Annotated in this window: 25 protein-coding genes; 10 read left to right on the top strand and 15 right to left on the bottom strand. The window is 70.7% G+C overall.

The window, feature by feature from the left end:
- Positions 1-23 precede the first annotated feature (23 nt).
- Positions 24-857, top strand: coding sequence for an AraC family transcriptional regulator (locus WMF46_RS41325; RefSeq protein ID WP_437982251.1), 834 nt, complete (start codon positions 24-26; stop codon positions 855-857).
- Here the strand turns inward: WMF46_RS41325 and WMF46_RS41320 are convergent.
- Positions 828-1,889 (bottom strand): hypothetical protein, encoded by a 1,062-nt coding sequence (locus WMF46_RS41320; RefSeq protein WP_437982250.1) that lies wholly within the window; start codon positions 1,887-1,889, stop codon positions 828-830. The genes WMF46_RS41325 and WMF46_RS41320 overlap by 30 nt on opposite strands.
- Positions 1,890-2,202: 313 nt before the next feature.
- Here WMF46_RS41320 and WMF46_RS41315 point away from each other — a divergent pair, with 313 nt between their 5' ends.
- Complete coding sequence (locus WMF46_RS41315; protein ID WP_437982249.1) at positions 2,203-2,820, top strand: helix-turn-helix domain-containing protein; 618 nt, start codon at positions 2,203-2,205, stop codon at positions 2,818-2,820.
- Positions 2,821-3,292: 472 nt separating this feature from the next.
- Here the strand turns inward: WMF46_RS41315 and WMF46_RS41310 are convergent, their stop codons facing one another.
- Positions 3,293-3,436, bottom strand: coding sequence for a hypothetical protein (locus tag WMF46_RS41310; RefSeq protein WP_437982248.1), 144 nt, complete (start codon positions 3,434-3,436; stop codon positions 3,293-3,295).
- A gap of 15 nt (positions 3,437-3,451) precedes the next feature.
- Here WMF46_RS41310 and WMF46_RS41305 point away from each other — a divergent pair, with 15 nt between their 5' ends.
- Together WMF46_RS41305 and cysW are read left to right on the top strand one after the other, a co-directional pair.
- Positions 3,452-4,375, top strand: coding sequence for an ABC transporter permease subunit (locus WMF46_RS41305; RefSeq protein WP_437982247.1), 924 nt, complete (start codon positions 3,452-3,454; stop codon positions 4,373-4,375).
- A gap of 31 nt (positions 4,376-4,406) precedes the next feature.
- Entirely contained in the window at positions 4,407-5,309 is a 903-nt protein-coding gene (gene cysW, locus WMF46_RS41300) for a sulfate ABC transporter permease subunit CysW (protein ID WP_437982246.1), read from the top strand.
- On the opposite strand, the gene WMF46_RS41295 is transcribed toward cysW, so the two are convergent.
- The 4 genes from WMF46_RS41295 to WMF46_RS41280 all read right to left on the bottom strand — a co-directional run bounded on the left by WMF46_RS41295 (position 5,275) and on the right by WMF46_RS41280 (position 8,971).
- Entirely contained in the window at positions 5,275-6,270 is a 996-nt protein-coding gene (locus tag WMF46_RS41295) for an HvfC/BufC N-terminal domain-containing protein (protein WP_437982245.1), read from the bottom strand. The genes cysW and WMF46_RS41295 overlap by 35 nt on opposite strands.
- Complete coding sequence (locus WMF46_RS41290) at positions 6,267-7,127, bottom strand: DUF692 domain-containing protein (RefSeq protein WP_437982244.1); 861 nt, start codon at positions 7,125-7,127, stop codon at positions 6,267-6,269. The genes WMF46_RS41295 and WMF46_RS41290 overlap by 4 nt, the downstream gene beginning before the upstream one ends.
- 7 nt (positions 7,128-7,134) lie before the next feature.
- The gene (locus tag WMF46_RS41285; protein WP_437982243.1) at positions 7,135-8,121 is read right to left on the bottom strand and encodes a MopE-related protein; all 987 of its coding nucleotides are present in this window, start codon (positions 8,119-8,121) and stop codon (positions 7,135-7,137) included.
- A gap of 196 nt (positions 8,122-8,317) precedes the next feature.
- Complete coding sequence (locus WMF46_RS41280) at positions 8,318-8,971, bottom strand: TetR/AcrR family transcriptional regulator (RefSeq protein ID WP_437982242.1); 654 nt, start codon at positions 8,969-8,971, stop codon at positions 8,318-8,320.
- Positions 8,972-9,026: 55 nt separating this feature from the next.
- On the opposite strand from WMF46_RS41280, the gene WMF46_RS41275 reads away from it, so the two are divergent.
- The 3 genes from WMF46_RS41275 (at position 9,027) to WMF46_RS41265 (ending at position 11,375) form a co-directional block, all read left to right on the top strand.
- Entirely contained in the window at positions 9,027-9,491 is a 465-nt protein-coding gene (locus WMF46_RS41275) for a methyltransferase family protein (protein WP_437546038.1), read from the top strand.
- Between the two features lie 130 nt (positions 9,492-9,621).
- Positions 9,622-10,290, top strand: coding sequence for a hypothetical protein (locus WMF46_RS41270; RefSeq protein ID WP_437982241.1), 669 nt, complete (start codon positions 9,622-9,624; stop codon positions 10,288-10,290).
- A gap of 77 nt (positions 10,291-10,367) precedes the next feature.
- Positions 10,368-11,375, top strand: coding sequence for a DsbA family protein (locus WMF46_RS41265; RefSeq protein WP_437982240.1), 1,008 nt, complete (start codon positions 10,368-10,370; stop codon positions 11,373-11,375).
- A 129-nt stretch (positions 11,376-11,504) separates the two neighbouring features.
- Here WMF46_RS41265 and WMF46_RS41260 read toward each other — a convergent pair whose 3' ends face one another.
- The 5 genes from WMF46_RS41260 to WMF46_RS41240 all read right to left on the bottom strand — a co-directional run bounded on the left by WMF46_RS41260 (position 11,505) and on the right by WMF46_RS41240 (position 20,111).
- Positions 11,505-12,233, bottom strand: a complete 729-nt coding sequence (locus tag WMF46_RS41260) for an Hsp20/alpha crystallin family protein (protein WP_437982239.1) — start codon at positions 12,231-12,233, stop codon at positions 11,505-11,507.
- A gap of 170 nt (positions 12,234-12,403) precedes the next feature.
- Complete coding sequence (locus WMF46_RS41255) at positions 12,404-12,781, bottom strand: response regulator (RefSeq protein ID WP_437982238.1); 378 nt, start codon at positions 12,779-12,781, stop codon at positions 12,404-12,406.
- The gene (locus WMF46_RS41250) at positions 12,778-18,294 is read right to left on the bottom strand and encodes an AAA family ATPase (protein WP_437982237.1); all 5,517 of its coding nucleotides are present in this window, start codon (positions 18,292-18,294) and stop codon (positions 12,778-12,780) included. Before WMF46_RS41250 ends, WMF46_RS41255 begins: the two co-directional genes overlap by 4 nt.
- An 84-nt stretch (positions 18,295-18,378) precedes the next feature.
- Positions 18,379-19,473, bottom strand: a complete 1,095-nt coding sequence (locus tag WMF46_RS41245) for a type VI secretion system protein (RefSeq protein WP_437982236.1) — start codon at positions 19,471-19,473, stop codon at positions 18,379-18,381.
- Positions 19,470-20,111, bottom strand: a complete 642-nt coding sequence (locus WMF46_RS41240) for a DotU family type IV/VI secretion system protein (protein WP_437904885.1) — start codon at positions 20,109-20,111, stop codon at positions 19,470-19,472. Before WMF46_RS41240 ends, WMF46_RS41245 begins: the two co-directional genes overlap by 4 nt.
- Before the next feature lie 236 nt (positions 20,112-20,347).
- Here WMF46_RS41240 and eno point away from each other — a divergent pair, with 236 nt between their 5' ends.
- The gene (gene eno, locus WMF46_RS41235; protein WP_437982235.1) at positions 20,348-21,643 is read left to right on the top strand and encodes a phosphopyruvate hydratase; all 1,296 of its coding nucleotides are present in this window, start codon (positions 20,348-20,350) and stop codon (positions 21,641-21,643) included.
- Positions 21,644-21,835: 192 nt separating this feature from the next.
- Here the strand turns inward: eno and WMF46_RS41230 are convergent, their stop codons facing one another.
- The 3 genes from WMF46_RS41230 to WMF46_RS41220 all read right to left on the bottom strand — a co-directional run bounded on the left by WMF46_RS41230 (position 21,836) and on the right by WMF46_RS41220 (position 24,052).
- The gene (locus tag WMF46_RS41230) at positions 21,836-22,213 is read right to left on the bottom strand and encodes an RNA recognition motif domain-containing protein (protein WP_437982234.1); all 378 of its coding nucleotides are present in this window, start codon (positions 22,211-22,213) and stop codon (positions 21,836-21,838) included.
- 185 nt (positions 22,214-22,398) lie between these two features.
- Positions 22,399-22,875, bottom strand: coding sequence for a hypothetical protein (locus tag WMF46_RS41225; RefSeq protein ID WP_437982233.1), 477 nt, complete (start codon positions 22,873-22,875; stop codon positions 22,399-22,401).
- Positions 22,876-22,927: 52 nt separating this feature from the next.
- On the bottom strand, positions 22,928-24,052 hold the full coding sequence (locus WMF46_RS41220; RefSeq protein ID WP_437982232.1) for a S8 family serine peptidase: 1,125 nt from the start codon (positions 24,050-24,052) through the stop codon (positions 22,928-22,930).
- 131 nt (positions 24,053-24,183) lie between these two features.
- On the opposite strand from WMF46_RS41220, the gene WMF46_RS41215 reads away from it, so the two are divergent.
- Together WMF46_RS41215 and WMF46_RS41210 are read left to right on the top strand one after the other, a co-directional pair.
- Positions 24,184-24,516 (top strand): hypothetical protein, encoded by a 333-nt coding sequence (locus WMF46_RS41215; protein WP_437982231.1) that lies wholly within the window; start codon positions 24,184-24,186, stop codon positions 24,514-24,516.
- 72 nt (positions 24,517-24,588) lie between these two features.
- Positions 24,589-24,822, top strand: coding sequence for a hypothetical protein (locus WMF46_RS41210; RefSeq protein WP_437982230.1), 234 nt, complete (start codon positions 24,589-24,591; stop codon positions 24,820-24,822).
- 88 nt (positions 24,823-24,910) lie between these two features.
- On the opposite strand, the gene WMF46_RS41205 is transcribed toward WMF46_RS41210, so the two are convergent.
- Complete coding sequence (locus tag WMF46_RS41205; protein ID WP_437982229.1) at positions 24,911-25,807, bottom strand: fibro-slime domain-containing protein; 897 nt, start codon at positions 25,805-25,807, stop codon at positions 24,911-24,913.
- Positions 25,808-26,332 lie beyond the last annotated feature (525 nt).

The following is a 26,332-nucleotide window of genomic DNA, read 5'->3' as shown; positions in this document are numbered from 1 at the left end:
CACGCGCATCGGCGGCCGAGGCGATGGAGTCGCTCTCGCGTCGCTTCGCGCGCGAGGATCGTGGCGAGTGGCGAAGCACGCTCGCGCGGCCCGCCAGCGCCGTCGGCCTGAGCATGGTCACCGGCGGGCTGGAGAGCGAGTTCCACAGCCATCGCGAGTCCCAGCTGTTCTTCCTCGAGCGCGGCGAGGTCACGTGCGAGGCGTCGAACGCGCTGTGGATCGTCCCGCCGCGTTCGGCGCTGTGGATCCCCGCCGGCGTGCTCCACAAGATACGAGGGCGCGCGCCGCTCGAGGGCTACGGCGTCTTCATGGAGCCAGACGTGGCTCCGAGCCTGCCGGCCGACTGCTGCGCCGTCTCGGTCACGCCGCTCTTTCGCGAGCTGCTCGTCCGTCTCGCGGCGCGCCCCGCGCTGTACGACCTCGACGGGCCGGATGCCCGGCTCGTGGCCGTCCTGTTCGACGAGCTGGCGGCGGCGACGATCGAGAAGCATCGCCTGCCGATGCCGGCCGACCAGCGCCTCCGAAAGCTGGTCGACGCGATGGCGGAGAACCCCGCCGACGGCGCGACGATGGGCACGTGGGCCCGCCGGATCGGCGTCGGCGAACGGACCCTCAACCGGCTGCTCGTCCGGGAGACCGGCCTCAGCTTCGGTCGCTGGCGCCAGCAGCTCCACATCGTCCTGGCCCTCCAGCGCCTCTCGCGCGGAGCGAGCGTGCAGAGCGTCGCGAGCGACCTCGGCTACGAGAGCGCGAGCAGCTTCGTCACCATGTTCCGCAAGGCGCTCGGCGCGTCGCCGGCGCGGTACATGGCCCGTCGTCTCGGTCGGCTAACGCTGGACCAGGGAGCTCAGCCATGACTCGATGTCCCGCGTCGGCGGGTAGCTGTCTTGCTCTCGCTCGCGATCGCCGTCGATCGACAACCTGAACATCGGGCACTCTTCATCCGGCGGAAAGACCTTCTTCTGCACGACGAGCCCGGTCCGCCTATCGAACACGGTGGCCTCGGTCTCCTTGAACCGGATCGTCAGGTCGGAGAGCGGCTCGCCCGCGCGGTCCTTGTACCCGGTGCACGTCTTTCGGCCCTTGATCTCCGGGAGCCGGCGCGTGATGGCCACCAGATCGACGTCTTGCAGCAGGACCGCCTGGCCGAAGAGCTTCATGGAAGCCGTCTCGAGGAGGAGCACGCTGCTCAGATCGCTCTCCTGCTTCGGCTCGCCTTCGAAGACGACCGGACCATTCTTGACCCGATCGAGGACCGACAGGACGGACATGGCGGCGTCGGCCTGGCGCAGCTCGATGGAAGCTGCCTGTCCGGAGGGGAGCTCGATCTCGAGCTTCCCCTTGGGCCCTAGCAGGGGATCGCGGTACTTGGCGACTGGAACCCTTCCGAGCTGGCCCTCGACATTGTCGAGCTTGATGATGTCATAGATATTGCTCTCGATGCGCCCGCTCTTCTCCCCGACCTTCCACCTGGTGCCTTCCGGGAAGCCGTGGAAGGTGATCTGGTAAGTGCCCTCGAAGATGGCGACGTCGCCGTGGAGCGTTTCGTCGGACTTGACGACGAATTTGCGCTCGTTCGACCACTCCAGCTCGAGCGGGCCGCGGAACGTTTTGGCGACCCGCGCGCCCCGCGGGGCGAGCACGGCGATGCTCACGAGCATGGCGATCGCGATGGCGACCCCGAGGAGGATCGCCGCGGACGTGCGTCTCGGCACCACAGCGGGACGAGGCGCGGCGACGGGCGGGCCGGGCGGGACTGCGCGCTGCAGCTCTGGGCGCTGCAGCTCGTTGTGTGTTCCGCAGTAGCGGCACACGATCGTGCGGCTTCCCGGTGGGGCCTCCAGCGGCGCGATGCATCGCTGGCAGTGGTAAACGTTGACGGGGCTCATCGGCTGCAAGCTCCCCCAGGAACGCGAGGGCACGTGGACACTCCACGCGCGGGTCCCACGCCGGAGCTGAAAAGTGAGCGAGTGAAGCTGAAGCTGAAGCTGAAACTTAAACTGAAACTGACGGGAACGAGCTGGTGGGCGATCCCTACATCATCGCCTCTTCCTCGCCCAGGCTTCGCATTGTTCTGCCTTGACAAATGAACAGTATCGCGCAAAAGTTCGACCTGGCATGTGTCCACCTTGACAGGTGAGCAGTACTGCGCAAAAGTTCGACCGGGTACGCCTGCGCCCGCACGGAAAAGAGGAGATGACGATGCCCATGATCGGACGACAGTGCACGCGCGACGGCAGGACGGTCTGCCTTCGGATGAGTCAGACCGGGCTACCGGTGAATCAAGAGGAGCGCGGGCTCACGCTCGTGTACGGGTGGGGGAGCGAAGAGCGCCGCGCGCAGGGGATTCCCGCGTCGATCCAGGGAATCGAGCTCCGCACCGACGCGGGCAAGGTCCTCGCGTTCGACTTCTGCCCGTTTTGCGGCGAGAAGCTCGCGGGGAGCACGAACAGCGTCCGAGCGCCCGTCGCGCGGCGCGCCGCGCCGGAAGGCGCCCGCGCCGAGTCCCAGCCGGCGGCGGTCGAGCGCACACAGCGGGCCGGGCGCGCGGTCGAGGCCGTGCCGCCCACCCCTCCGAGCGCACAGGCGCGCGCGCAAGCGGCGGCGGGCTCGACGACGCTGAAGGTGCTTCGCGAGAAGCTCGGGCTCTCGCAGGCCGAGCTCGGCGAAAAGCTCGGCCTCGCGCGCAGCTCGGTCGCCAACTACGAAAACGGACGGTCACCTCTGTCGCAGCGGCTCCGCAAGTGGGTCGCAAAGCACGAAGCGAAGCTCAACGACGGTGGAAACGGCGCATCTAACCGCCGGAGCGCGGCCGCCTAGAGCGACGGTCACCCGCTTCGGATACGGGCCCACCTCGACGTTTTCGGTGCTCAGCGCACGGGAGTGCGCTTGCGCGCCGAAAACGCCGATCTGGGCCCGTCTCCTGTGCGGGTGACCGTCGCTCTGCTCTGCTCTGCACGTCGCAGAGGTGGGCGGGAACCGCTGTGGATTGACGAGGGGGAGCGGCCGGAGGCCGTCGCCCGCGCCGCCGGGACGCGCGGGCGCACTCGTCGCGACAAGCGCAGCGCACGGGCGACGTCCTCTTCGGCTGGGAGAACGAGATCCTCCAGATCGCGGCCGATCCGGCCACGGCCGACCAGTTCGAGGTCGTCATCCCCTCGGACTCGATCACGATCGAGGTCCCCCTCGCGGTCGTCGGCAAGGTCGCCGAGCGGCACGGCGTCAAGGACGCGGCCGAGGCGTACGTCCAGTTCCACTTCTCCGACGAGGGCCAGGAGCTCATCGCGAAGCGCTACAACCGCCCGTACAGCGAGGCGATCGCGAAGAAGCACGCGGAGCGGCTCAGGCCGCTCTCGCTGTTCCGGTTCAAGGACCATTTCAGCGACTGGCCGACCGTGATGAACGTCCACTTCAGCCAGGGGGCCGAGCTCGACAAGATGCGGAAGAAGTGATGTCGCGCCGCGCGCGCGTGCTCCCCGGGCTCTCGCTCTCGCTGGGCGTCACGGTGCTCTACCTGAGCCTCGTGGTCCTCTTGCCGCTCTCCGCGCTGTTCCTGAAGACGGCGGAGCTCGGGTGGGAGCGGTTCTTCGGGGTGATCACGAGCGGCTGGGTCGCCGCGGCCGTGCGGTTCACGCTGGGCGCCTCGCTCGTCGCCGCGCTCCTCAACGTCGTCGTCGGCCTGCTCATCGCGTGGGTGCTCGGCCGGTACACGTTCCCGTTCGCGCGCGTGATCGACGCGGTGATCGACCTGCCCTTCGCGCTGCCCACGGCCGCGGCGGGCATCGCGCTCTCCACGCTGTACGCCGAGAGCGGTCTGCTCGGCGGGTGGCTCGCCGGCCTGGGTTTCCGGTATCCGTGGCCCGCGTGGCGGGGGTTCGCGGACGGGGGCGGGGGGCGCGAGTGGCCTATCGAGTGGACTGTGTACGACAGGATCTCCCTCGCGCCGCTCGGGGTGGTGATCGCGATGGCCTTCGTCGGGCTGCCGTTCGTCGTGCGCACGGTGCAGCCGGTGATCGAGGACCTGAGCCGGGACGTCGAGGAGGCGGCGGCGACGCTCGGCGCCGGCCGGTTCCAGATCTTCCGCGCCGTCGTCTTGCCCGAGCTCGCGCCGGCGCTCCTCACGGGGTTCGCGCTGGCGCTCGCGCGGGGCCTCGGCGAGTACGGGTCGGTGATCTTCATCTCGGGCAACCGGCCGGACACCGAGATCGCGTCCCAGGTGATCATCAAGATGATCGAGGTGAACGAGACGGGCACCTACGCCGACGCGACGGCGGTCGCGGTCCTGCTCCTCGCGGCGTCCTTCGCGCTCCTCCTCGCGATCAACCTGCTCCAGCGCGCCGCCGCGCGCGCCCACGCAGGCAGGGCGGCGGGCTGACCGCCCGCGGCCGGCGGACCCGAGGCACGAGATGCTCGCCGCGCGCTCCCGGGCAGGCAAGGCATTCTCCGCGGAGGGCGGCGGCGCGCGCCGGCTGCTGATCGGCCTGTGCGTGGCGCTCGTCGGCGTGTTCCTCGTCCTCCCGCTGGGGGTGGTGTTCTGGCACGCCTTCAGCGAGGGGCTGAGGGCCTACGGACAGGCGGTCTTCGACCGCGCGACGTTCCACGCGGTGAAGCTCACGCTCTTCACAACGGCCATCGCGGTCCCGCTCAACACGCTCTTCGGCGTCGCGGCGGCGTGGGCCGTCGCCAAGTTCGAGTTCCGGGGCAAGAGCCTGCTCGTCACGCTGATCGATCTGCCGTTCTCGACCTCGCCGGTGGTCGCCGGCCTGTGCTTCGTCCTGCTCTTCGGGGCGAACGGGTTCCTCGGCGCGTTCGTGAACAGGACCTACGCGGTGAGCCTCGGGTTCACGAGCCTCGAGGTCTCCACCCGGGTCATCTTCGCCCTTCCCGGCATCGTGCTCGCCACGGTGTTCATCACGTTCCCGTTCGTCGCGCGAGAGCTCATCCCGCTGATGCAGGCCCAGGGGACCGAGGACGAGCAGGTCGCCCGCGTCCTCGGCGCGAACGGATGGCAGATCTTCTGGCGCGTCACGCTGCCCAACATCCGCTGGGGCCTCCTGTATGGCGTCATCCTGTGCACCGCCAGGGCGATGGGCGAGTTCGGCGCCGTGTACGTGGTCTCGTCGGGCTCGTCCGATCAGGTGACGCTGCCGCTCCACGTGGAGCGCGTCTACTACGCCAACATGGTCCGCGTGGTGCCCGCGTTCGCCGTCGCCAGCCTCCTCGCCGGCGTGTCGGTGATCACGCTGGGCGTGAAGGCGGCTGTGGAGTGGCGGTTCAAGGGCGAGCTGAAGAAGAAGGACCGCGGCTAGCGGTCCCGGCGCCCTCGAGGCCCGTCCACCAGCCGTTCGAGAGGGCGAGCGCGATCCAGCCCTGCAGATCGGCCCGCAGCTGCGCTGCTTCCGCCGTCGTGCAGCCCTGCTCGACGGCGGCAAGGGCCTGCCCGAACGAGAGCTCCCGGCTGCGCTCGAGCAGGCGGGCGAACAGCGGATCCACCGAGGTCGTGGTCGTGCCGGCGGCGCTCCGGGCGAAGACCCACGCGCGGGTGGACGCGTGGCGATGCCTCGCGTCCAGGGGGCGCTCTTCCAGATCGCCCAGATCGCCCCCCGCGAGCCGCGAGAAGCGCGCGAGGTCCCAGTCCTCGTGGGTGAGCGTGAACGACACCGCGAAGCGCAGCCGCGCCTCGGCGAGCCCGGCGAGCTCCTCCGGCGTCGGCCGCCAGAGGCCCTCGAACGGCGACTCGTAGGCGCGCCGCTCCGCCTCGTCCATGCGCAGCGCCTGGCGGACCATCGCGAGCGGCGCCCCGGAGAGCTCGATCCGCCGGCGCCACGCGTCCTCGTGCCCGCGCGCCGGGCGCCCCGGCTGGCGGCCGCCGCGCGCGCCGTCAGGGCCGCGCAGCGCGCCGCGGAGCCGCTCGGCGAACCCGCTGGACGCCGAGTCGAGGTCCGCGTCCCGGGGCGGGCACACGGCGAGGTGCAGCGCGGCCAGGTGGTTGAAGTGCCAATAGCTCATCGCCCGCGACACGCGGGGGAAGCTCGTTTGCAGCGCGGTGAACAGCCGCATCCAGTACTGACGGTGATAGATCGCGAGCCGCTCCGCCGGCGCGAGGCTCCCCGGCCCGCCCTTCACCTGCGCCACGAGCCCCGCGGGATACCGCTCCTGCCGCTCCCGGAACCGGCCTGCGCTCGCGTCGAGCGGCGCGCGGAGGACGGCGGTGAAGTCGCGCTGGAGCTCCCGCAGCCAGCCCGGAGGATCTCCACCTCTCGGGCTCATGACGATCGCACCTGCCGCGCCTTGTCGAGCTCCGCGAGCGCGATGTGCAAGGGCGGGATCTCCGCGTCCCACTCGAGGAGCGTCGGGAACGGGCCGCCCCGGCGCCACGCCTCCTCGTAGAGAGACCATACCTCGTCGCACACCGGACGATCGTGGGTGTCGTGCCGCAGGCCCGAGGGCAAGATCTGGTGGCCGGCCACGTGGACCTGCAAGACCCGATGCCAGGGCACGCCGTCGAGGTACTCGCGCGGATTGAACCCGTGGTTCTCGCTGGAGACAAAGACGTTGTTGATGTCCAGCATGCACCAGCAGCCGGACTCCTCCACCACGCGGCGATAGAACTCCCACTCAGGCATCGTGTCGCGCTCCCATGCGACGTAGGAAGACAGGTTCTCGATCCCGAAGGGCACACCGAGGGCCTCCTGGACCTCGAACGCCCGGCCGGCGGCGTACGGGATCAGCTCCGGATCGTACGGCGCCGGCAGGAGGTCGTGGTGCGTCACGCCCTCGAACGCCGTCCAGCAGAGGTGATCCGTGAAATAGGGGATCCGGAGCTCCTGGATCAGATCCTTGAGCCGCGACAGATGATCCCGGTCGAGGGGGGCTTCGCCGAGCAGGTTCAGCGAGACGCCGTGGGCGACGATCGGGGTGCGCTCGGCGATGCGCCGGAGCCGCTCCCGGGGCAGCGGCGACGCGCCAAGGTAGTTCTCCGCGATGATCTCGAAGAACCCCAGCGGGGGCCGGAGCTGCTCGATCGCGTCGTAGTGCGGCGGGCGCAGCCCGAGGCCGAGCGCGCCTCGCGGGAGCGCCCGCGCCACGGGCGCCTGGCTGCCGGCCGGGCCTCGCGGCGCGCTCATCGGTCGCTCAGGGGCTCGGCTCGATGGGGTCGGCCGGCGCCAGCGGGTCGAAGCTCTTGCCCTCGGGCGTCAGGGTGCGCAGGTAGGCGATCAGCCGATCGATCTCGGCGAGCGAGAGCAGGTGGTAGGCGCCGGGCATGTTCGAGTAGGCGTAGCCTTCGGGGTGGACGCCGTCGATCCCGAACGCGATGATGGACTGCAGGTAGAGATCCGAGCGGCGCTCCCAGAACTCGGCGACGTAAGTGGCCATGTCCTCGGTGGGCCGCACCTTCACGCCGAACGAGCCCGCCGAGCCGGAGTGGCAGTGGTCGCACGTCGCCGCCTTGAACGCCGCGGGGCCGTCTCGATCCTGATCCTCGGCGGTCTCCACGCAGCTCCATCCCGAGCATCCGTTCATGGCGCGGCATGTATGCTCGTAAAGCTCGTTCCAGGACTGGTAGACCATGCCGCGGCAGCTGTTCGAGTGGCTGCAGGACGAGTTGATCTGGACCACGCCGGGGCGCGCGGGGCCCGTCAGCGACGCGGACTTGGCGCACGCCGCGGCGAACTCGGCGAGCGAGATCTGGCCGTCGCCGTCCTCGTCCATGAGGTCGATCGCGTCCACAAGGTCGGGCTCCGGGCCGCCGTTCCACACGAGCGTCTTGACCGGCGCGTCGGACTGATCGCAGTTGGAGTCGACGCCATCGAGATTCCGCTCCTCGGCGTCGGGGTGGACTGTGTTGTTGAAGTCGTCGCAGTCGCCTTCGCGCGGGGTGAAGCCGTCCCTGTCGTGGTCGCTGTCCTCGTCATCCACGGGCTCGCCGCCGCCGCCCGCGCCAGAGCCGGTCACGGCGGGCTCCTCGCCGCCGGAGCCGCCGGTCCCGGCGGGAGACTCGCCGCCGGAGCCGCCGGTCCCAGCCGGCGTCACAGCCTCGTCGTCGCCGCAGCCTGGAGCAAAGGCGGCGAAGCTGGCGAGCGCCAGCGCAAGCAACGTGGATCTCGGCGATTGGGTCATGGTGGTCGTCCTGCCTCCGAAGGAACGCGCAGGGCCCTCTTGCTGGCTGCCCGGCGCACGACCTGTGGCACGGCCGCCGTGCGCGGAATATGCGGCAAGTTGTCGCGGGCCCGTCGTCGACCGGACGGATCGTCGCTGCACAGGCTCGCGTCCCGCGTGGCTCCCGCGTCCGCGCCGCGGGGAAGGGGCATCGCGCCTACGGCCGGTCCGCGGGGCTCGCCGCCCGCGCCGGTGTCGCGCCGACGGTGAGATAACCCATCAGCGCGTCGGTGATCGCCCGCCGGAGCGCGCCGTCCTCGACGCCCGCGGGCGGATCGAGGGCCGCTGCGTGGACGAGCTCCTCGAACATGCGCAGGACAACGTACGTGGCGAGAGCGAGATCCGGCTGGACGATCTCCGCGCCGTGGCGCGACAGCAGCCGCCGGGTGCAATCGAAGACAGCCCGGCTGGCCGCGCTCAGCGTGCGCTGTTGCTCCAGCGTCGGGAGATCGGCGTGAAGGAGCCGTTGCAACCGCGGCTCCGACCGGTGGAGCTCGAGGCTCCTCTCGACGAGCGCCTCCGTCGCTCCGCGCAGCGAGACGCCGTCGGCCGCCGCGTCCACCTGCTCGACGAGCCGCAGCATGTGGCGCACGTGGCGCTCGTGCAGCGCGGTGACGAGGGCATCCTTGTTCGGGAAGTACTGGTACACCGACCCGACGCTCACCCCTGCGACCTTGGCGACCTGGTTCGTGTTCGCCCCGTCGTAGCCGTGCGCGTCGAAAACGCGAGCCGCGGCCTCGACGATGGTCTCCACGAGGAAGCGCGAGCGCGCCTGGCGAGGCTCTTTGCGCGGCTTTTCTGGGCGCTTCATCGTCTCTCCCGAACGCGAGTCTCCGCGTTTTGCCCTGTCGCTAGACTGGTGGGGCATGATCACCTCGAACGCACCCTCGCGCAATCTGCTCCCGCCGGTCCTGCTCCTCCTCGTGGTGGCGGTCATGTGGCTGACTCACGCCGTCCTGCCGTTCCCGCCGGTGCTCCCGGCGTCGACTCGCTGGCTCGGCGCCTTGCCGCTGGCGATCGGCGTCGTCATGGCGGTGGCGGCTCGGGCGCAGTTCGCGCGGGCCGCGACGGAGATCAACACCTTTGCCGAGCCCACGCGGCTCGTGACCGGCGGGCTGTTCCGGTGGTCCAGGAATCCGATGTACCTCGGGATGGGCCTTGCGGCCGCGGGCATGGCGGCGTTGAGCGGCGCGGCGACGTCGCTCCTGCTCGCGGCGGTCTTCGTCGCGATCGTCGACCGCTGGTACATCGCGTTCGAGGAGCGGCGGCTGCGCGCCCGGTTCGGCGCTGCCTACGAGACCTACGCCCGGTCGACGCGGCGCTGGGTCTGACGGCGCGCGCCGGCGGAGCCGCCGTCCATCGCCGCTCGCAGGAAAGCGGCGCCGGATTTGCACGCAGCGGCCGAGAGAAAGGAAGTAAAAGAGGTCCTGAGCGCGGGAAGAAGGGAGAGAGGATCGCAGGATGACAGGCGTGCTTCGCGGCGGGCTGTGGATCGGTTGTGCAGCGGCCGTGGTGGTCACGGCGGCGCCGGCGAGCGCCATGCAGCCCGCGTCCGAGGCCTTCCCTGCGCCCGCTGCGCCGCCCGGAGCTCCCCAGGCGCCCCCGAGCTGGACGACGAGCCCGGGGTCCTGGCAGCCCGGGGGCTCTCCCTGGCGCGAGCAGCGCGAGACAGAGCGCGTCTGGTACGGCTGGCAGCACCTCCTCGTGCTCAGCGGGACCCTCGCGTTCGGACCCCTCGCTATCGCCACGGAGAACGAGATGTTCGCCTGGATGACCGCCGGCCCCTTCGTGCTCGGCGGTCCGGTCACCCACTGGGCCAACGGCCACCTCGGCAAGGGCTTCCTCAGCCTCGGCCTCAACGTCGGCTGCACGTTCGGCGGCGGTCTGCTCGGCCAGGTCGTCGGCGGTGCTTCCCCCAACAGAGACGGCGAGCTCACCGGCCTCGTCTTCGGCGCCATCCTCGGAGCGCTCACGGCCAACATCGTCGACGCCACGCTCCTCGAGTACGAAGAGCCCCCGGGGCCCGAGAGCTACGAGTACATCCGCCTCCGCCCGCTCCGGCTCCGGTTCGCGCCGCACGTCGCCCTCGCGCCCGGCCGCACCACCTTCGGTCTCGGCGCCGCCTTCTGAGGGGCCGCGGCGCCGGCAGCGCGCCTCGAGCGGCGCTTCGGCCTGGCCCGGTCGCGGCGGGGGTGTAGCATCCGCGCGTGTTCATTCCGAGATCAGGTGCACGACGGATCGCGCTCGCCGCGCTCCTCGCGCTCGCCGCGCTCCCGGGTTGCGGCGGTGCGGAGCGGCAGGAACCCCAGTTCGCCGATTCCCCCGAGGTCCCGCTCCCCGGGCCCCCGGGCAGCTCCTCCGGCGCGCCGCGGCTCGACGCGCCCGGCGGCGCGCCGGAAGAGCTGCCCGGCGTGGACACGGCCGAGCTCGTCCGCCGCGAGCGCGATACCTGGTGGCAGCTCGTCTCGCAGCTCTACGCGCCGTGTCCCGAACAGGCGGTGTCGCTCGCGCAGTGCGTCCGCGAGTCGCGCGCCTGCGCGGCCTGCGCGCCGGCCGCGCAGCTCCTCGCCGACAAGATCCGCGGCGGCGCGAGCGGCGCGGAGGCCCAGGCCGCGTACGGCGTGAGGTTCGGTCCGAACGTGAAGCAGATCGACCTCGCCGACTCGCCCTCTCGCGGGCCGGAGCGCGCGTCGATCCAGATCGTCGTGTGGTCGGACTTCGAGTGTCCTTCCTGCGGGCGCGCGGTCCCGCACCTCGACGAGGTCGTCGAGCGCCACGCGCCCCACGTCCGGCTGATCCACAAGGTGTATCCGCTGCGATCGCACCCGCACGCCGACGCCGCGGCGCGCGCGGCCATCGCGGCGCACCGCCAGGGCCGCTACTGGCCGATGGAGCGCCTCCTGTTCGAGAACCAGCAGCGGCTCGAGGAGAAGGACCTGCTCGGCTACGCGCAGAAGGTCGGCCTCGACATGGCCCGCTTCCGCGCCGACATGGCGGGCGAGCCCGCCGCCCGGGTGGTCGCGCGCGACAAGGCCGAGGCCGAACGCGCCGGGCTCTCTGGGACGCCGTTCATCGTCATCAACGGGCGGGAGTTCGATCTGGCGCTGTTCAGCCTGCAGGGCGAGCTCGACCGGTGGATCGAGACCGAGCTCGCGATCCTCGGAGGGCGCGAGGCGGCGGCGCCCGGGGGCGGCGCGCCGCGCGACGCAAAGTAGGGCCGCCGCGCGGCATTGCCGGGTCGCGCGCCTTTGCGGGTCGCGCTCGGTTGACGATTGACCCCCTTCGCCAGGCGACACCGGGGCGACGGCGAGCCGCCGCCCCGGTGGGACCCAGATCGAGATCGGCTAGCTGGGCCGGTTCTTCTCGGACATCTGGCCGCCGCCAGCGCTCGTCCCCTGCGAGGGCCCGCCGCTCTTGATCTCGACCGAGCGGCCGCGCTGCTGCTGCTGCGGCAGCTTCAGACAGACCTCGAGGACGCCGTTCTCGAACCTCGCGTCCACGTCGTCGACCTGCACGCCCTCGGGCAGCGGGATGGCGCGCGTGAACGACCCGTAGCTGCGCTCGGTGTAGCTCATCCCCTCGCGCTGCTCCTGCTGCTCCTGCCGGCGCTCGCCCTCGATGATCAGGGTGTCGTCGCGGAGCTCCACCCGGATGTCGTCCTTGGTGACGCCGGGGAGATCGGCCTTGACCACGAGCTGACCGTTGCGCTCGCCCAGCTCGATGCGCGGCGACCAGAGGCCGCCCCCGAGGGACGAGAGACCCCGGCCGCCACCAGGCTCACCCATCGTGCGGCCCTGCCTGAACGGCGAGAGCAACCCTCCGAAGCCGAAGTCGTCGAACATGCGATCCATGTCCTCCATCATCCGGCTCATCATCGCGAACGGGTTGAAGACGCCGCCTGCCGCGCTGTACCGCCCCATCTGGCCGCCGCCCTGCTGACGCTGCAGCCCGGTCGACTGACCGCCGGCCCCCTGGGAAGGGGTCTGACCTGTCGCCTGGCTGCCGGGCTTGCCTTGCTGCGACTTGCTCACGGACACGTCCTGGCCTGTCGGCTGACGATGCTGTTCCGCCATAAGAGCCTCCTTTCTTGCGAACGTTGCGAACGTCAGACTTGCAAGTGTGGTGCCGTGTCGCGAGCGTGAACCGGCGTAGATGACGTGGCCTGTCGACGCCGCGCCGCTGACCGTGTCCGCCATGGCGCGCCGCGCAGGCGCCGCTGCGCCCGGGAGCCCGGTGGAATCGCTCACCGCCACCCCGCCAGGATCTCCTCGAAGCGCTCCAGACTGCACGGCTTCTGCAGCACCGGACGGCTGAGATCGGACTCGCGCAACCCGGCTTTGCCATATCCGGTAAGGAAGACGAACGGGATGCCTCGCTCGCTCAGGATGTCGGCCACCGGATAGACCTTCTCGCCGGCGATGTTGACGTCCAGGCTCGCCCCGTCGATCTCGGCCTCGAGGGCCAGACGCGTCGCGTCCTTCATGTTCAGCGCCGGGCCGATCACCACACAGCCGAGGTCGGTCAGGGCGTCCTCGAGGGACGAGGCGATCATGGGCTCGTCCTCGACGATCAGGACACGCAGCCCCTCCAGCCCACGTTCGCCGCCTGGGACCGGCTTCATCCTACGCCCACGCGCTCGAGGGGCAGGTCCATCACGCAACGTACGCCCCCAGGCAGGTAGTCGAGGCGCACCTCCGTGGCGAGCTGGCGCCCGAGGTCGCGCTCGATCAAGCGTGAGCCGAAGCCCTTGCGGCGCGGCGGCCGGACAGGCGGCCCGCCCGTCTCCTGCCATTCCAGGTGGAGCAGGCGCTCGTGCGCCTGGGTGATCACGTCCCATGTGACCGCGACGTGGCCGGACGGCTGCGATAACGCTCCGTACTTGGCCGCGTTGCTCGCCAGCTCGTGAAAGACCATGCCGAGCGTCACCGCCGCCTCCGGGCGGAGGCAGACGTCCTGGCCGGCCAGGCGGACGCGCTCGGCGTCGCCGCTCGCGTGCGGCGCCAGCTCGGCGCGGACGACATCGTGGAGGTCGGCGCCCTGCCACGCGGTCTGGTTCAGGAGGTTGTGGGTCTGGGACAGGGCGAGCAACCGGGCGAGGAAGGCGCTCGTGAAGGCCTTGGGCGAGTCCGCCATGCGGAGCGTCTGCACGGCGATCGCCTGGACGATCGCCAGCGTGTTCTTCACCCGGTGGTTCAGCTCGTTCATCAGGAGCTTCTGGCGTTCCTCCGCCTGCCTGCGCTCGGTCACGTCGAGGCAGAACGCCACCCCCTGGCTCTCCGACCCCTCGAACCGCGCGCCGCCGATCACCACCGGGACGCGGCTGCCGTCCTTCCGGAAAAACTCCTTCTCCTGCGGCCCGAATTCACCCGTCGTGCGGATCTGTTCGAGCGTCCGGTGGGTGATCTCCTTGAACTCCGGCGGCGTGAGATCTGCCCAGCGGATGTTCCCCGAGGTCAGATCTTCACGGCTGTAGCCGAGCATGCACAGGAGCCCGTCGTTCGCGTCGATGACCCTGCCGTCGAGGTCCCAGACGGCGATCCCGATGATGTTGGAGTCCACGAGGCGCCGGATGCGCGCCTCTCTCTCCCGCAGCGCCAGCTCCGCCCGCCTGCGCTCGCCGTTCTCTTGCTGGAGCTGGGTGTAGAGGCGCGCGTTCTCCAGCGAGATGGCGGACTGGGAGGCCAGGAGCTCCAGCACCTCGATCCGATCCGCGGTGAAGGCGCGCGGGGTCAGGTTGTTCTCCAGATAGAGCACGCTGACGAGCGTGCCCTGCTTCACCAGGGGGAGGCAGAGCACGGAGCGGGGGCGCCGCGCGCGCACGTAGGCGTCTTCCGAGTACAGGTTGGGTACGGCGGCGTCGTCCAGGATCACGCTCTCTCTCGTGCGGATCACGTACTGGAGGACGGCTGTGGGGAGATCGCTCGAGGTGACGGGCGTCTGGCGAAGGGTGACCTCGACCCGGCCGCGCCGGGTGACGACCTCGGCCTCGACGTCGTGCGCGTCGTGCGAGGCGCTCGACGCGCGGATCAGCAGCCCCCGCTCGGCGCCCGCGTGCTCGACCGCGATCGTCAGCAGGGCCTCGATCACCCGGCCGAGGTTCAGCTCGCCGGAGACCGCCTGCGAGGCCCTGAGCATGGTCATGAAGTCGAGCCCCGGGCGAGCGCCGTGACCCACGGCGGCGCCGCGGACGTCGGCGTACCCGTCCCGCGCGAGGTCGGTCCGCCTGCGCAGCGCCTCCGGCCCGAGCGCGTGCGGAAAGTCCCTCTCGAGGCGCAGCATCAATCGCACGGCGCCCCAGCGCTCATAGAGCCTGTGCGCCTCGGTCATGTAGGCGCGCGCGACGAAGCTCCTCCCCAGGTCGAGGTAGTGTCGAGCGCAGAGCTCGTTGGCCAGCGCCTCGTCGTGCAGGAAGCGACCCTCCCGCGCGGCCGCGATCCCCTGATCGTAGAGGGCGCCCGCGCCCTCTCGCCCCTCGCTCCGGGCGACCTCGGCCTTCAGGATCAAGCTGCGGTGGCGGTGGCTCTCCGGGCCGAGCGCCGCCCACGACTCCACCTTGCGCGCGCACTCCCCGAGCCTCGCGAGGTACGCCGCCCTGAGCGCGGGGGCGGCGGCGTCCGCGGCCCGTGAGAAGGCCAGCCCGCCATAGAAGTGATAACAAGGGCTCGCGTGCCACGCGGCGAGCATGCCGAGGTTGGCCGGATCGGTCGAGCCCCAGATCTCGGCCACCTCCTCGTACGCGCCCTGGAACACGCCGGCGTGGACCTTGAAGACGTTCACGAAGTAGAGCGACGCCCGGTTGTCGATGCTGCGGGCGGCCTCGGTCACCGCGTCGATGTCGACCCAGGCCCCGCGCTTCCAGTCGCCCTCGTCCTGCGTGCTCAGGTATTCGCAGAGCTGCCCGGCGGCCCCGACGATCCACGTGATCGCGTTGAACTTGTCGAGCTTGCAGAGCGGCAGATACTGCCTCGCCTCCTCGATGACGTCGTGGAGGTGCTCCCCCCGGAGGAGGCCGTTCATGCTCGCGTTGCACGCATTGTAGAAGGCCCAGATGTACTGCCCCGTCTCCATGCCGGCGTGGACGCCCTTGCGCAGGGACGCCTTCGAGCTCTCGTAGGGATCCATCCAGTGCTGGACCCACGCTCCCCACATGTTGCACAGCATGGACTCGGACTTCGCGTCCGGGTGGCGCTCGTTCAGGCGGACCGCCGCCCGCCCGAACTCGTACCCCTTCTCGATGTCGAGCCTGGCGCACAGGAGCGTCCCGAAGTTCACGTAGGCGTAGATCGAGTTCCTCGAGATGCCATATGTCAGCGAGTTCTGGAGCGCCTTCATCACCGTGATGCCGAAGTTGTTCGTGCCGAGCTGGTAGGTCGGCGAGAACATCTCCTGGAGCACGTCCTGCAGGGCGGCGATCTCGGGATCGTCGAGCGCCGGCAGATCGACGAGCGACGCGATCGGGCGGTCGCCGATCATCGCGATCGTCCGCTCCATCTCGGCCATGAGCGCGTCGTCGTCCGGATAAGGCGGCAGGTCGATGTCGTACGCCCCGAGCGCGGCGAGCCCCTCTTCCATGGCGGCGGGCAGGTCGTTCTTCAGGATCTCCACGTTCATCTTCAGGCGGCGCACCTCCGTCTTGTGGAGGCGCCCCACCGCTCGTTCGAAGCTCCCCGCGAGGGTGGAGAGCGCGTCGTCGTGGCGTCCGCAGAGCGACTCCAGGAGCCCCTTCTTCGTGTGGTAGGTGAAGGTCAGCTCGTAGCTGGAGGTCCACGCGTCTCCGGGCAGCATGGATATGCCATGTTCCAGGTACCTGAGGGCCGCGGTGAAGGCCGACGACTCCTGGGCGCGCCCGGCCGCCTGGAGGTTGAGCCTGGCCGATTCCATGCGCTCTTCCGGCGCGCGGATCAGATCGCCGGCGCTGTTCAGGTGATTGACGACGTCGAACAGCGCGCGCCCGTCGCCGGAGCGCGGCTTGCCGAGCAGGAGCTTCCCGATCCGGTAGTGAAACGCCGGCCTGTCTCCCTCCGGGATCAGCGAGTATGCGGCCTCCTGGATCTTGTCGTGCGCGAATCGAACCTGCTCGTCCGCGCTCACGATCAGGCCCTCGGCGAGGGCGTGCTCGAGGCTCGCGTACGTCTCGTCGGGGGGCCGCTCGCTGACGGTGTTCAGGACGTCCATCTCGAACGTGTTGCCGATCGCCGAGGCCAGCCGGAGCACCCGCTGCGTCGCCTGCGGCAGGCGCCGGATGGTCTCCGTCATGAGGCTCAGGACGTTATCGGTGCACTCCAGCCGCTCGATCTGGCGCAGGTCCCAGCGCCAGCCCGCCGGTGGATCGAAGACCAGCGCCTTCGTGTCGTAGAGGTGCCGCATGAACTGCTTCACGAAGAACGGGTTGCCCCCGGTCTTCTTCAGGATCGCGGCCGCGAGCGCCTCTCCGCCGCCGATCTGCAGGCTGTCGTTGATGAGCTCGGTCAGGTGCGCGAGGCCGAGGGGCGCGAGGACGATGTCGCGCGCCTCGAGGCCGCCCTTCGTGAGCTGCTCCAGGGCGACGAGGAAGGGGTGGGTCGGGCTCACCTCGTTGTCGCGGTAAGCGCCGCAGAAGAAGAGCGACTCCACGTCCTCTCTCGCGAGGACGCTCGTGAGCAGGCTCAGGCTGGCCGAGTCCACCCACTGTAGATCGTCGAGGAAGATGGCCAGCGGGTGGGCGTGCCGGGCGAAGACGGACACGAAGTTGTGGAAGTAGAGGATGAAGCGGTTCTGGGCCTCGACCGGGCCGAGCGCGGGGACGGGCGGCTGCTCGCCGAGGAGGTGCTTGAGCGACGGGAGGACGTCGCAGATCACCTGTCCGTTGGTCCCGAGGGCGCCCAGGATGGCGTCCCGCCACCGCGTGATCCGCTCCTCGCTCTCGGAGAGGAGCTGCCTGACGAGCGTGTCGAACGCGTGGACGATGGCGCTGTAGGGCGTGTCGCGGTTGACCTGATCGTACTTCCCGCTGATGTAGTAGCCCTTCTCGCGCACAAGCGGCTTCAAGATCTCCTGGACCAGCGACGACTTGCCGATGCCCGAATAGCCCGAGACGAGGACGATCGCCCGCTTGCCCCGCAGCACGTCGTCGAACGCGCCGACGAGCTTCCGGATGTCTCCTTCGCGGCCGTAGAGCTTCTGGGGGAGCCGGAAGAGATCTCTCCTGTCGTGGCGGCCAGGGCTGAACGCTCCCATCTGGCCGCCGCGCTGCCATCGCGCTCGGATCTCCTCCAGATCGGCCTTCAGCCCCTCGGCGCACTGGTAGCGGTCCTCGGCGTTCTTGCTGAGGAGCTTCATCGTGACGGCGGAGAGCGCGTCGGGCACCTCCGGGTCGAGCTCCGAGGGGGCGACGGGCGTCACGGCGATGTGGGCGTGCATCAGCTCGAGGGGGTCGAGCGCCTCGAACGGCCTCCGCCCAGTGAGCATCTCGTAGAGGACGACCCCGAACGAGTACATGTCGGTGCGGTAATCCACGCTCCGGTTCATGCGGCCGGTCTGCTCCGGCGATGTATAGGGGAGGACCTTCGAGAGGACGCGGCGGCAATAGATCTCCTCCTTCTCGCGCGTCACGATGGAATCCACGCCGAAGCCCGTGAGCTTCACCTGGCCGTCCTCTCCGAGCAGGATGTTCGTAGGCCTCACGTCGCCATGGATGAGGCCATGGCGATGGATGTCGGCCAGGGCCTCGGCCACGGGGATCAAGACGTCCAGCGACGCGCGGACGCCCAGCTTGCAGGCCGTCTTCGCGGACAGCGGGGCGCCCGGGAAAACCTCGGTGACGACCGCCAGGCCGTCCTCGTGCTCCTCGACGGCGTACACCTTGACGACCCTCTCCGAGTCGAGCTGCCGTATCGCGCGGTAGGCGTGCCTGAAGCGCATGATATCGCCGGCTCGGGCGTCATCGGTGTGCAGCATCCTGATCGCCACGTCGACGCCGTCGGCGTCCCGACAGGCTCGATACGTGGCGGAGCCCGGGCCCTCGCCGGTCTTCGCGGTGACGTGATACCCCTTGATCCGGGCTGTGCCCGGTCGCAGCGCGAGCGCGCGCCCGGGCTCGACGGAGCGAGCCTCCTGGACAGCAGGTTGATTCCATGACGCCGACGTGTCCGGCATATCGCGGGCGTTTGAGCCCACGAGTTGCCATGTCAACTGGACGGCCGGGGCCGGCGGGGCCGCCCTCGGCGCGCGCTCACATCGTCACATCGCGTACCGCAGGATGATCTCGGTGATCCCCGCCGCGAGCAGCAGCAAGAGCCCGCCCACGAAGCAGAAGAGCGTGAAACGGTCGTCCCGCCACCGCTGCCGGAGCGGCACGATGTCCCGCTCTGGCAGCACGACGGCCCGCAGGGTCGCGTGGATCGGCAGCCCCCCCGGCCGCATCGCGACCGCCACGTTGGGCGGCTGCGCCAGCCCCATGTTGATGAACCGCGTCACCCCCGCGCGGAGCCGGTCCCCCATGCCGGGCATCGCGCTGCCGATCGCCACCGCGCGGAGCCACGGCGCCCGCTCGAACGCGTTCGCCATCGCGATCACCCCGAACAGCTGCCGCAGCCGCGGCATCAGCGCCCGCACCTCGGCCAGGTGCTGGAACGCCCGCGTCCGCGCCTCGGCCGCGTCCTCCGAGCTCACCCGCGCGAGGCAGGTCGACTCCAGCCGCGCGTTCAGCCCCTCGAGCTCCTGGAGGATCCGCGGCCCGGCGTTGTCCGGGCTCGTCTCGAGCGGGAGCGTGAAGCCCCAGGGCTCCTCGCGCCCGCGCTCGGCGGTCCACTGGAACACCTCGGCGAAGCCCCAGAGCGTGTCGTAGCGCGACAGCACCACGTACGTCGGCACATCGGCGTGCAGCGCCCGGCCGACCTCGACGAGGTACGCGCGGATGCGGTTCGCGTACGCGTCGAGCCCCTGCTCGTCGAGCTCGACGAACTCCGCGATGCTCAGGACGAGCAGGATGCCGTCGATCGGCTCGCGCTCCCGCGAGCGGCGCAGCTCGTCGCAGAGCCGCGACAGCTCGGCCGGCTCCCGCCGCGGGCCGAGCACCGACGCCTCCGGCTCGATGAAGAGCGCCTCCTTCGCCAGCCAGTAGGAGCACCGCGCCGCGGGCACGCCGATCGGGAGCTGCCCGCCGCTCACGGGCCACGTCAGGTTCATCGAGCGGATCACCGTGGAGCGGCCCGACCCGGGCTCGCCGAGCACCAGGTAGCAGGGGACCGCGTAGATCCCCTGGTCGTTGCCCAGGTTCGCCTGCTCGACAAGCGTGTGAACGCTCGCCAGCTCGTAAACGAAGGAGCCGCTCATCGGACCCTTTGGGCGATCGTCCACGCGAGCGCGAGCGCGCCGGCGATCGCGACGAGCGACGCCAGCGCCCGCCCGACGAGGACGGACCGCCAGAACGACTGGGTGGGGAGGTGCTGCACCGCGACGCCTTCGACCTGCACCGGCTTGAGCACCCCGCCCTTCCAGTCCCGATCCGGATCCACGCCGAGCTTGAGCGACAGCTCGCGGCGGATCCGCAGCAGATCGTCGGGGTTCTGCCCCGGCAGCCCGTAGCGCCCGCGGAAGCCGAGCCCGAGCACGCACGCGTACGTCGCCATCACCGGGAGCGGGCCCTTCCGGACGCGCTCGAGCCGCTCGAAGAACTCGACGCCCGCGTTGTTGGTCGTCCACCGCGACGCCTGGAGCGGGCGCTGCGCCCAGACCGGCCGCAGGTCCGGCAGCGACATCGCGAACTCGTCCGCGCACGCGGCGATCGCGAACATCCCGTCGTCGACCGACGCGACCGGCATCCCCTGCGCGAGCCTGGACCCCTTCAGCTCCTCGAGCAGCAGGTTCGCCTGCCGCAGCACGTGATCGGCCGGAGGCCGCCGCGGGGACTGGCGGAGCATGCAGAGCCAGAGGAGCATCTCCTCACCGAAGACGCCGATGGACGTTTCCACGCGGTCGCGAGCTTACGCCAGGCGCGCACCGACCGTCGACCCGGGCGCGCGTTCACCTCGCGCCGCGCGTAGGTCGACGGGCCGACCGTCGGTCCTCGCCGGATCCCGCGCCGTGCGCCGCGGGTGCACCGGAGCGTCGACATCCGGGGGGGGCCGTGCCTATGCTCCGGCCGCTTCTCGAGCCCCCTTCGAGAGCAGCCGGGGTCGCGCGAAGGCGATCCCCTTGAGGAGAGGTCATGTCGGAGATCCAGAGCGTCATCGCGCGCGAAGTCATCGATTCGCGCGGCAACCCCACCGTCGAGGCCGAGGTCACCACGCTGAGCGGCACGGGCCGCGCGGCCGTGCCGAGCGGCGCGTCGACCGGCGAGCACGAGGCCGTCGAACTCAGGGACGGCGACAAGAAGCGCTTCCTCGGCAAGGGCGTGCTCACCGCGGTGAAGAACATCGAGACCGTCCTCGGTCCGGCCGTCCTCGGGATGGATGCGCTCGACCAGGCCGAGCTCGACAAGGTGCTCATCCAGGCCGACGGCTCCCCCAACAAGTCGAAGCTCGGCGCCAACGCCATCCTCGCCGTCTCGATGGCCGCCGCCCGCGCCGCCGCGGACACGGTCGACCTGCCGCTCTGGCGCTACCTCGGCGGCGCCGCGGCGCGCGTCCTCCCGACGCCGCTCATGAACATCCTGAACGGCGGCGTGCACGCCGACAACGGCCTCGAGATCCAGGAGTTCATGATCGTCCCCTACGGCGCCGAGTCGTTCGCCGAGGCGCTGCGCACGGGCACCGAGATCTTCCACACCCTGAAGGGCCTGCTCAAGAAGGACGGCATGATCACGGCCGTCGGCGACGAGGGCGGCTTCGCCCCGCGCCTGCCGTCGAACCGGGCGGCGCTCGAGTACGTCGTGCGCGCCATCGAGGCCGCCGGCCACCGCCCGGGCGAGGACGTCGGCGTCGCGCTCGACTCGGCGCTCAGCGAGTTCTACGACGCGAAGACCGAGCGGTACACCTTCGACAAGCAGCAGAAGACCCGCGAGGAGATCGTCGCGATCTACGACGAACTCGCCAAGGCGTTCCCGATCGTGTCCATCGAGGATGGCGTCGCCGAGAACGACGAGAAGGGCTGGCGCCTGCTCACGGAGCGGCTCGGCAAGAAGGTCCAGCTCGTCGGCGACGACCTCTTCGTGACGAACCCCGCGCGCCTCGCGAAGGGCATCGAGGACGGCCTCGCCAACGCCATCCTCATCAAGCTGAACCAGATCGGCACCGTCACCGAGACGCTCGAGTGCATCCGCCAGGCGGCCGAGGGCGGCTACCGGTCGATCATCTCGCACCGCTCGGGCGAGACCGAGGACACGTTCATCGCCGACCTCGCGGTCGCGACGAACGCGGGCCAGATCAAGACCGGCTCCGCGTCCCGCTCGGATCGCGTCGCGAAGTACAACCAGCTGCTCCGGATCTCCTACGCGCTCGGCGACGGCCAGGTCTTCGCCGGCCGCGCGCCGTTCCGCCGCCCCAGCGCGAAGCGCGCCAGCTAGCTCTGTTCTACCCGGCCAGGAGCCCGGCCAGCGATGGCCGGGCTCCTGCGCGGGTCGCCGCGCCTTCGCGCTGGCGTTTCTTGCTTTAGTTCCTGGGGGATCCCCCTGCGCTCCGCGCCCCGGGGTCCGTTGTCGAGAGGGCGAGGGGCCCCGCGCGGCGCTGAGCGCGCCGTCGGGGTCGACCTCTCAGCGCTACCAGCGGTCGCGCCCGCCGCCGCCGCGGCCACCGCCGCGCCCGCCGCCGCCACCTCCGCGGCCGCCGCCGCCGCCACCACCCCCGCGGAAGCCGCCACCGCCGCCGCCGCCGCCGCCGGGGCCGCCGGTGCGCTCACGCGCCTCGTTGATCGTCAGGGTACGGCCGTCGAGGTCCTTGCCGTGCAGCGCATTGATGGCCGCCTGCGCCTGGGCATCACTCACCTCGACGAACCCGAACCCGCGCGACTGTCCGGTCATCCTGTCCGTCATCAACTGAATCGAGAGCACCTCGACGCCGGCCCCTTCGAACGCGGTGCGCAGGCTGTCTTCCGTCGAATGGAACGCGAGGTTCCCCACATAAAGCCGCTTGCTCATGTCTGCCGCCAATCCCGTTGCACGATCCCCGCTTCCCTCGCGGACGGCCCGGATCGTGCTGCGGGCCGTACGCGAAAACGCTCCCCGACGACCGGCCGTCTCCCACGTTCGGACGAGGCAACCACGTTGCAGCAGGCGGCCGGATCAGAGGTCGAGGACGAACGAGCCTTGAGGCGCTCTGGAAGCTACCGGCCGGCGGCGGGGTACGCAAGGTATTCCCCCAGGCTGGCCGCGTCTGCCTGTTCATGACCGCCGATCGCGTCGGCCGGCGGGCGACGGCGCGCACCCACGTTGGATAGGGCGCGCGCCTCGCGCCGCCCTGCTCGGTGCGATGTGGACGAACGGGGATCCGGGTCCTCTTCGCGCCGTTCGTGCTCGAAATCCCGAGGCGCTGGCCGCCGGATCGGCTGCGCGTCGCGCCGGGCGCCGCCTCGGTCGCGCTCGCCTCCGGCGAGTCCGCCGCCGTGCAGCTCGCGGCGATCGGCCGCTTCCAGGACGGCCCCGAGCGCGACGTCACGGCGCAGGGCAGGGGGGACCAGCGACCTCTTCGCCCGCGTGGATGCCGGCGAGCTCACGACCGCGTCGCCGGGCCGCGTCAAGGTGATCGCCGCCGACGGGCCGCTCACGGCGAGCGCCGACGTCACCGTGAAGCTCGCCGGCACCGCTGCCCGGCGCTCCCCCCGGCGCGAGCGCCGCGCTCGCCGGGCCTCCCGCTCAGGCGGCGCGCGCGGCGGCCACCGCGGCGCGGGGCTGCACGACGCCGAAGCCCTGCCGCTCCGGCGCGATGCCGGGCAGCCCGCGCGCGGTCTTCATCAGGATGCGCCGGCATTGCTGCGGGGAGAGGCGCGGGTTCGCCTCGAGCATCTGCGCCACGACGCTGCTCACGATCGGCGCGGCGAAGCTCGTCCCGTCCACGTGTTTGTAATGGCCGGAGATCACCTTCTGGTCGCGCAGCTTGGCCGCCGCGAGCTGGCGCACGAGGTACGGCTCGCGCCCGGCGATGGCGTCGAGGTCCGGATCGACGCACGCGTGCTCGACGAGCAGCCCGGGCAGCTCCTCGTCCCGGGCGCGGTCGAGCAGCGAGAGGAGCTGCGCCTGCGCCGCCGTCGGCGTCCCGGGCAGGATGGGCGCCGCCAGCCAGATCGCCGGCGCGATGAGCTCCGGCTTCTGCAGCCCATCGAGGGTGAGGCCGTACGAAGAGTGGTAGTTCCACGTCTGCTCTCCTGCGCCGCCGTCGTCGAGCCCCCCGACGGCGATGACGCTCGGCGCGCTGGCCGGCGGCAGGACGCGGTGCCCCGGGTCGTGCCCAGCGTTGCCCGCGGCGGCCACGACCACGATGCCGTGCCGGGTCGCGTCGTCGGCGGCGCGCGACAGGCTCCCGGTCAGGTACGACTCCTCGTAATCGCCTCCGCAGGAGATGTTGAGCACACGGATTCCGTGCTGCTCGCGGTGCGCGATCACCCACTCGATGCCCCGCCGGATGTCGTCGTGGACGATGCGGTGGGCGAAGCCGACCTTGACCAGCACGAGGTTCGCCTCCGAGGCGAGGCCGCGGAAGCGCCCGTCGGAGAGCGCGCCGTTCCCGGCGGCGACCACCGAGGTCATCATGCCGTGCCACGACGAGGCGTCCCCGTGCTCGAGCGCCGAGGGGCCCGCCTCGGGCGCGGAGAGGTCGTGGTAGGCGAGGACGCGGTTCCGGGGCGTCGTGAGGTCCGGGTGGGCGTAAAAGCCGGAGTCGAGGAAGGCGATGGTGACGCCGCGGCCGGCGTAGCTGGGGTCCGCGTGCAGCCGGTCCGCGATGGGCAGGATACGCCTGGGGTCGAGGTCGCTTGGAGGCATGGGCGGGACACTATTTACCCGTTCCGCCGCCCCAGCCCTCAGGAACTCCGCGCGAGCCCGCCCGCTCGTCCGGCGGACGCGCGCCGCGCGCCGTCTGGACGGGCGCGCGGCGCTCCGGCAGGCTCGGGCGCATGAGGTCGTTCATCGCGACGATGGTGTATGAGCTCCACCCGGACACGCCCCCGGAAGCGAGGAAGCTCCTGCGGGCGCACCTCGTCGGCAGGCGCTGGCAGGACAGGCACGATGGCGCGGCGATGCCGTCGACAGCGGTCTGGATCCGCCGCTCCGCGGAGGATCACGAGACGACCGACGACCTGCACGCCGCGTGCGCGCGCGACCTCGGCGACGCGGTGGCCGCCGTGGCGCGCGCGGGGCGGCCGATCCAGGTGCTGCGCGCGTGGATCCAGGTGAGCGGCGCGGGGACATACGGGCTCGTCACGGTGCCGAGGCCGGCGGACGGCTGAGCGCGCGCGGCGGAAAGCCGCGCCCTGTCGCGGCGCTTCGGATAGGCTTGGACGGCTCGAAGGGAGGCTTGGATGGCTCGAAGGCTGGGGATTGGCGCGGCGCTGCTCTCGCTGGTCGCGCTCGCGGGTGGCTGCGGGGGGCTCTCGACGGAGGAGGCGCAGCAGCGCTGTGCTCAGCTGCGCGGCGCGGTGCCTTCCTGCTCCACCGACGAGAGCCACGATGCGTGCGTGCGCTGCTACGAGGAGTGCGGCGACGCCTGCGAGCCGTCGGGGGCATGCCCGCAGACGTTCACCTGCGCTGACTGATCGCCGCGCGCGCGAGCGTCGCAGGGAGGGGGCACCCCGACGAGGCGCTACGGGAGGGCCACGCGCGCGGCCTCGCCCGTCGCCGGCGTCAGTTGACCTGGATGCCGCAGTTGAGGAACTCGATCGAGGTGTCGATCCGGAAGTGAGAGTCGGTCACGTGGCGCTCGGCGAAGAAGAAGTCGAGCTGATACGTCTTCCCGATCTCGAGCCCGAGCTCGTCGAGGTCGACCACCTCGAGCTGCTCGGCGTGGATGCCCCCGAGGTCGACCACCTTCTGCCCGTTGATGTACGTGAAGACGTCGTCGTCGCCGGCGAACGTGAACTGCTCGCCGCCCTTGTACTGGAAGCCGATGTGCATCTCGAAGGTGAAATGGTAGTTGTGCGTCCGCCCCTCGTTGCCGAACAGCGCCTCGTCGATCGGGAAGAACTCCCGGTTGTTGTACGTCCACACGCCGTCGCCTTCGGGGTCCTCGAACTGCAGCGTGATGTTCATCGGCATGTTCACGCCCTCGGTGTCGCGGAACCACACGTCGAAGTTCTCCTTGCCGGTCGTGGTCGTGGTGCCCTCGGCCCCGCCGCCATAGACGGGTTTCAGGTCCTCTCCGAGGATGTCCGTGACGATCATGTGATCGTCGCAGTTGATGCACTTGCCCTCGTCCTGCGGCTCCATGTCGGGGTGCGCCTCCTGGAAGTCGCGCACCCGGCCGGTGAACTTGCCGTCGCACGACTTGCCGGTCTCCTGGTCCTCCCCGGGGTTCCCGCCGACACCGCCGCTGCCGACGCTGGGATTGACCGAGCCGAAGCTGTCATCGTAGCCGCCCGTCCCGCTGGGCCCGGCGGTGGTCCCGCCGGGCCCGCCTGCGCCCTGCCCTTGCGATGACGCGTCGCCTCCGCTGCTGCTAACCCCCTGATTGTCCACTGCGCTGCACGCACCCAGCACGCCCACAAGCGCAAGCGCCGCCACGCACCCAGCCGTCTTTTTCATCGCCAACCTCGTGTTAAGATGCCGTCCCAAGACCCCGCCGGTAAATTAGCATGATGGTGTCCCCCCGGCGTGCTGACGTGGCGCGTTATCTGGTGGAATTGCACCTGGCGAATGTGCCTGTTCTTTTGATGGTGCTGGGATTTTCTTTTGATGGTGTTCGCCGGGCGAATCATGGCGCGCGAGCGCGCCGGGAGGCGAATCATGGCGCGCGAGCGCGCCGGGAGCAGGGAGCACGTCAATCCGGTGATATCGACGCTTCGGCCACCCGGCGGCCGCCGACCGACTCCCGAGCTGACGCTCAACCACCGACTGCCGAGCTGACGGCCACAACCATGTTCCCCTCTGCCGCGCCGGCGGCCCTCATTCCGCCGCGCGAGGCGTCTTTCGTGGCGGTGCGATCTCCTGCCACGTCGTTTCGTCCACGGCGCGGGCCGCTCGTGGCTTGGGCCACGTCGCCGGGGCCGCCGCGCCGGCACGAAAGGCTCGACTTCCGGGCACGCTCGGGTTACGCGATGTCCGCTCGTC

It is taken from the genome of Sorangium sp. So ce117, assembly GCF_051524395.1.
Taxonomy (GTDB): domain Bacteria; phylum Myxococcota_A; class Polyangia; order Polyangiales; family Polyangiaceae; genus Sorangium; species Sorangium cellulosum_B.
The sequence above is the reverse complement of the archived record's forward strand: the minus strand, read 5'-3'. Positions and strand labels throughout refer to the sequence as shown.

Excerpts from the sequence above, each read along its gene's own strand:
- WMF46_RS41220 (WP_437982232.1), bottom strand. The coding sequence starts at position 24,052 with ATGCCTCCAAGCGACCTCGACCCCAGGCGTATCCTGCCCATCGCGGAC.
- WMF46_RS41325 (WP_437982251.1), top strand. The coding sequence starts at position 24 with ATGGAGTCGCTCTCGCGTCGCTTCGCGCGCGAGGATCGTGGCGAGTGG.
- WMF46_RS41260 (WP_437982239.1), bottom strand. The coding sequence starts at position 12,233 with ATGGCGGAACAGCATCGTCAGCCGACAGGCCAGGACGTGTCCGTGAGC.
- WMF46_RS41210 (WP_437982230.1), top strand. The coding sequence starts at position 24,589 with ATGGCTCGAAGGCTGGGGATTGGCGCGGCGCTGCTCTCGCTGGTCGCG.
- WMF46_RS41275 (WP_437546038.1), top strand. The coding sequence starts at position 9,027 with ATGATCACCTCGAACGCACCCTCGCGCAATCTGCTCCCGCCGGTCCTG.
- WMF46_RS41250 (WP_437982237.1), bottom strand. The coding sequence starts at position 18,294 with ATGCCGGACACGTCGGCGTCATGGAATCAACCTGCTGTCCAGGAGGCT.
- WMF46_RS41295 (WP_437982245.1), bottom strand. The coding sequence starts at position 6,270 with ATGAGCCCGAGAGGTGGAGATCCTCCGGGCTGGCTGCGGGAGCTCCAG.
- WMF46_RS41215 (WP_437982231.1), top strand. The coding sequence starts at position 24,184 with ATGAGGTCGTTCATCGCGACGATGGTGTATGAGCTCCACCCGGACACG.
- WMF46_RS41280 (WP_437982242.1), bottom strand. The coding sequence starts at position 8,971 with ATGAAGCGCCCAGAAAAGCCGCGCAAAGAGCCTCGCCAGGCGCGCTCG.
- WMF46_RS41285 (WP_437982243.1), bottom strand. The coding sequence starts at position 8,121 with ATGACCCAATCGCCGAGATCCACGTTGCTTGCGCTGGCGCTCGCCAGC.
- WMF46_RS41205 (WP_437982229.1), bottom strand. The coding sequence starts at position 25,807 with ATGAAAAAGACGGCTGGGTGCGTGGCGGCGCTTGCGCTTGTGGGCGTG.
- WMF46_RS41305 (WP_437982247.1), top strand. The coding sequence starts at position 3,452 with ATGTCGCGCCGCGCGCGCGTGCTCCCCGGGCTCTCGCTCTCGCTGGGC.
- WMF46_RS41290 (WP_437982244.1), bottom strand. The coding sequence starts at position 7,127 with ATGAGCGCGCCGCGAGGCCCGGCCGGCAGCCAGGCGCCCGTGGCGCGG.
- WMF46_RS41315 (WP_437982249.1), top strand. The coding sequence starts at position 2,203 with ATGCCCATGATCGGACGACAGTGCACGCGCGACGGCAGGACGGTCTGC.
- WMF46_RS41320 (WP_437982250.1), bottom strand. The coding sequence starts at position 1,889 with ATGAGCCCCGTCAACGTTTACCACTGCCAGCGATGCATCGCGCCGCTG.
- WMF46_RS41230 (WP_437982234.1), bottom strand. The coding sequence starts at position 22,213 with ATGAGCAAGCGGCTTTATGTGGGGAACCTCGCGTTCCATTCGACGGAA.
- WMF46_RS41245 (WP_437982236.1), bottom strand. The coding sequence starts at position 19,473 with ATGAGCGGCTCCTTCGTTTACGAGCTGGCGAGCGTTCACACGCTTGTC.
- cysW (WP_437982246.1), top strand. The coding sequence starts at position 4,407 with ATGCTCGCCGCGCGCTCCCGGGCAGGCAAGGCATTCTCCGCGGAGGGC.
- WMF46_RS41270 (WP_437982241.1), top strand. The coding sequence starts at position 9,622 with ATGACAGGCGTGCTTCGCGGCGGGCTGTGGATCGGTTGTGCAGCGGCC.
- WMF46_RS41255 (WP_437982238.1), bottom strand. The coding sequence starts at position 12,781 with ATGAAGCCGGTCCCAGGCGGCGAACGTGGGCTGGAGGGGCTGCGTGTC.
- eno (WP_437982235.1), top strand. The coding sequence starts at position 20,348 with ATGTCGGAGATCCAGAGCGTCATCGCGCGCGAAGTCATCGATTCGCGC.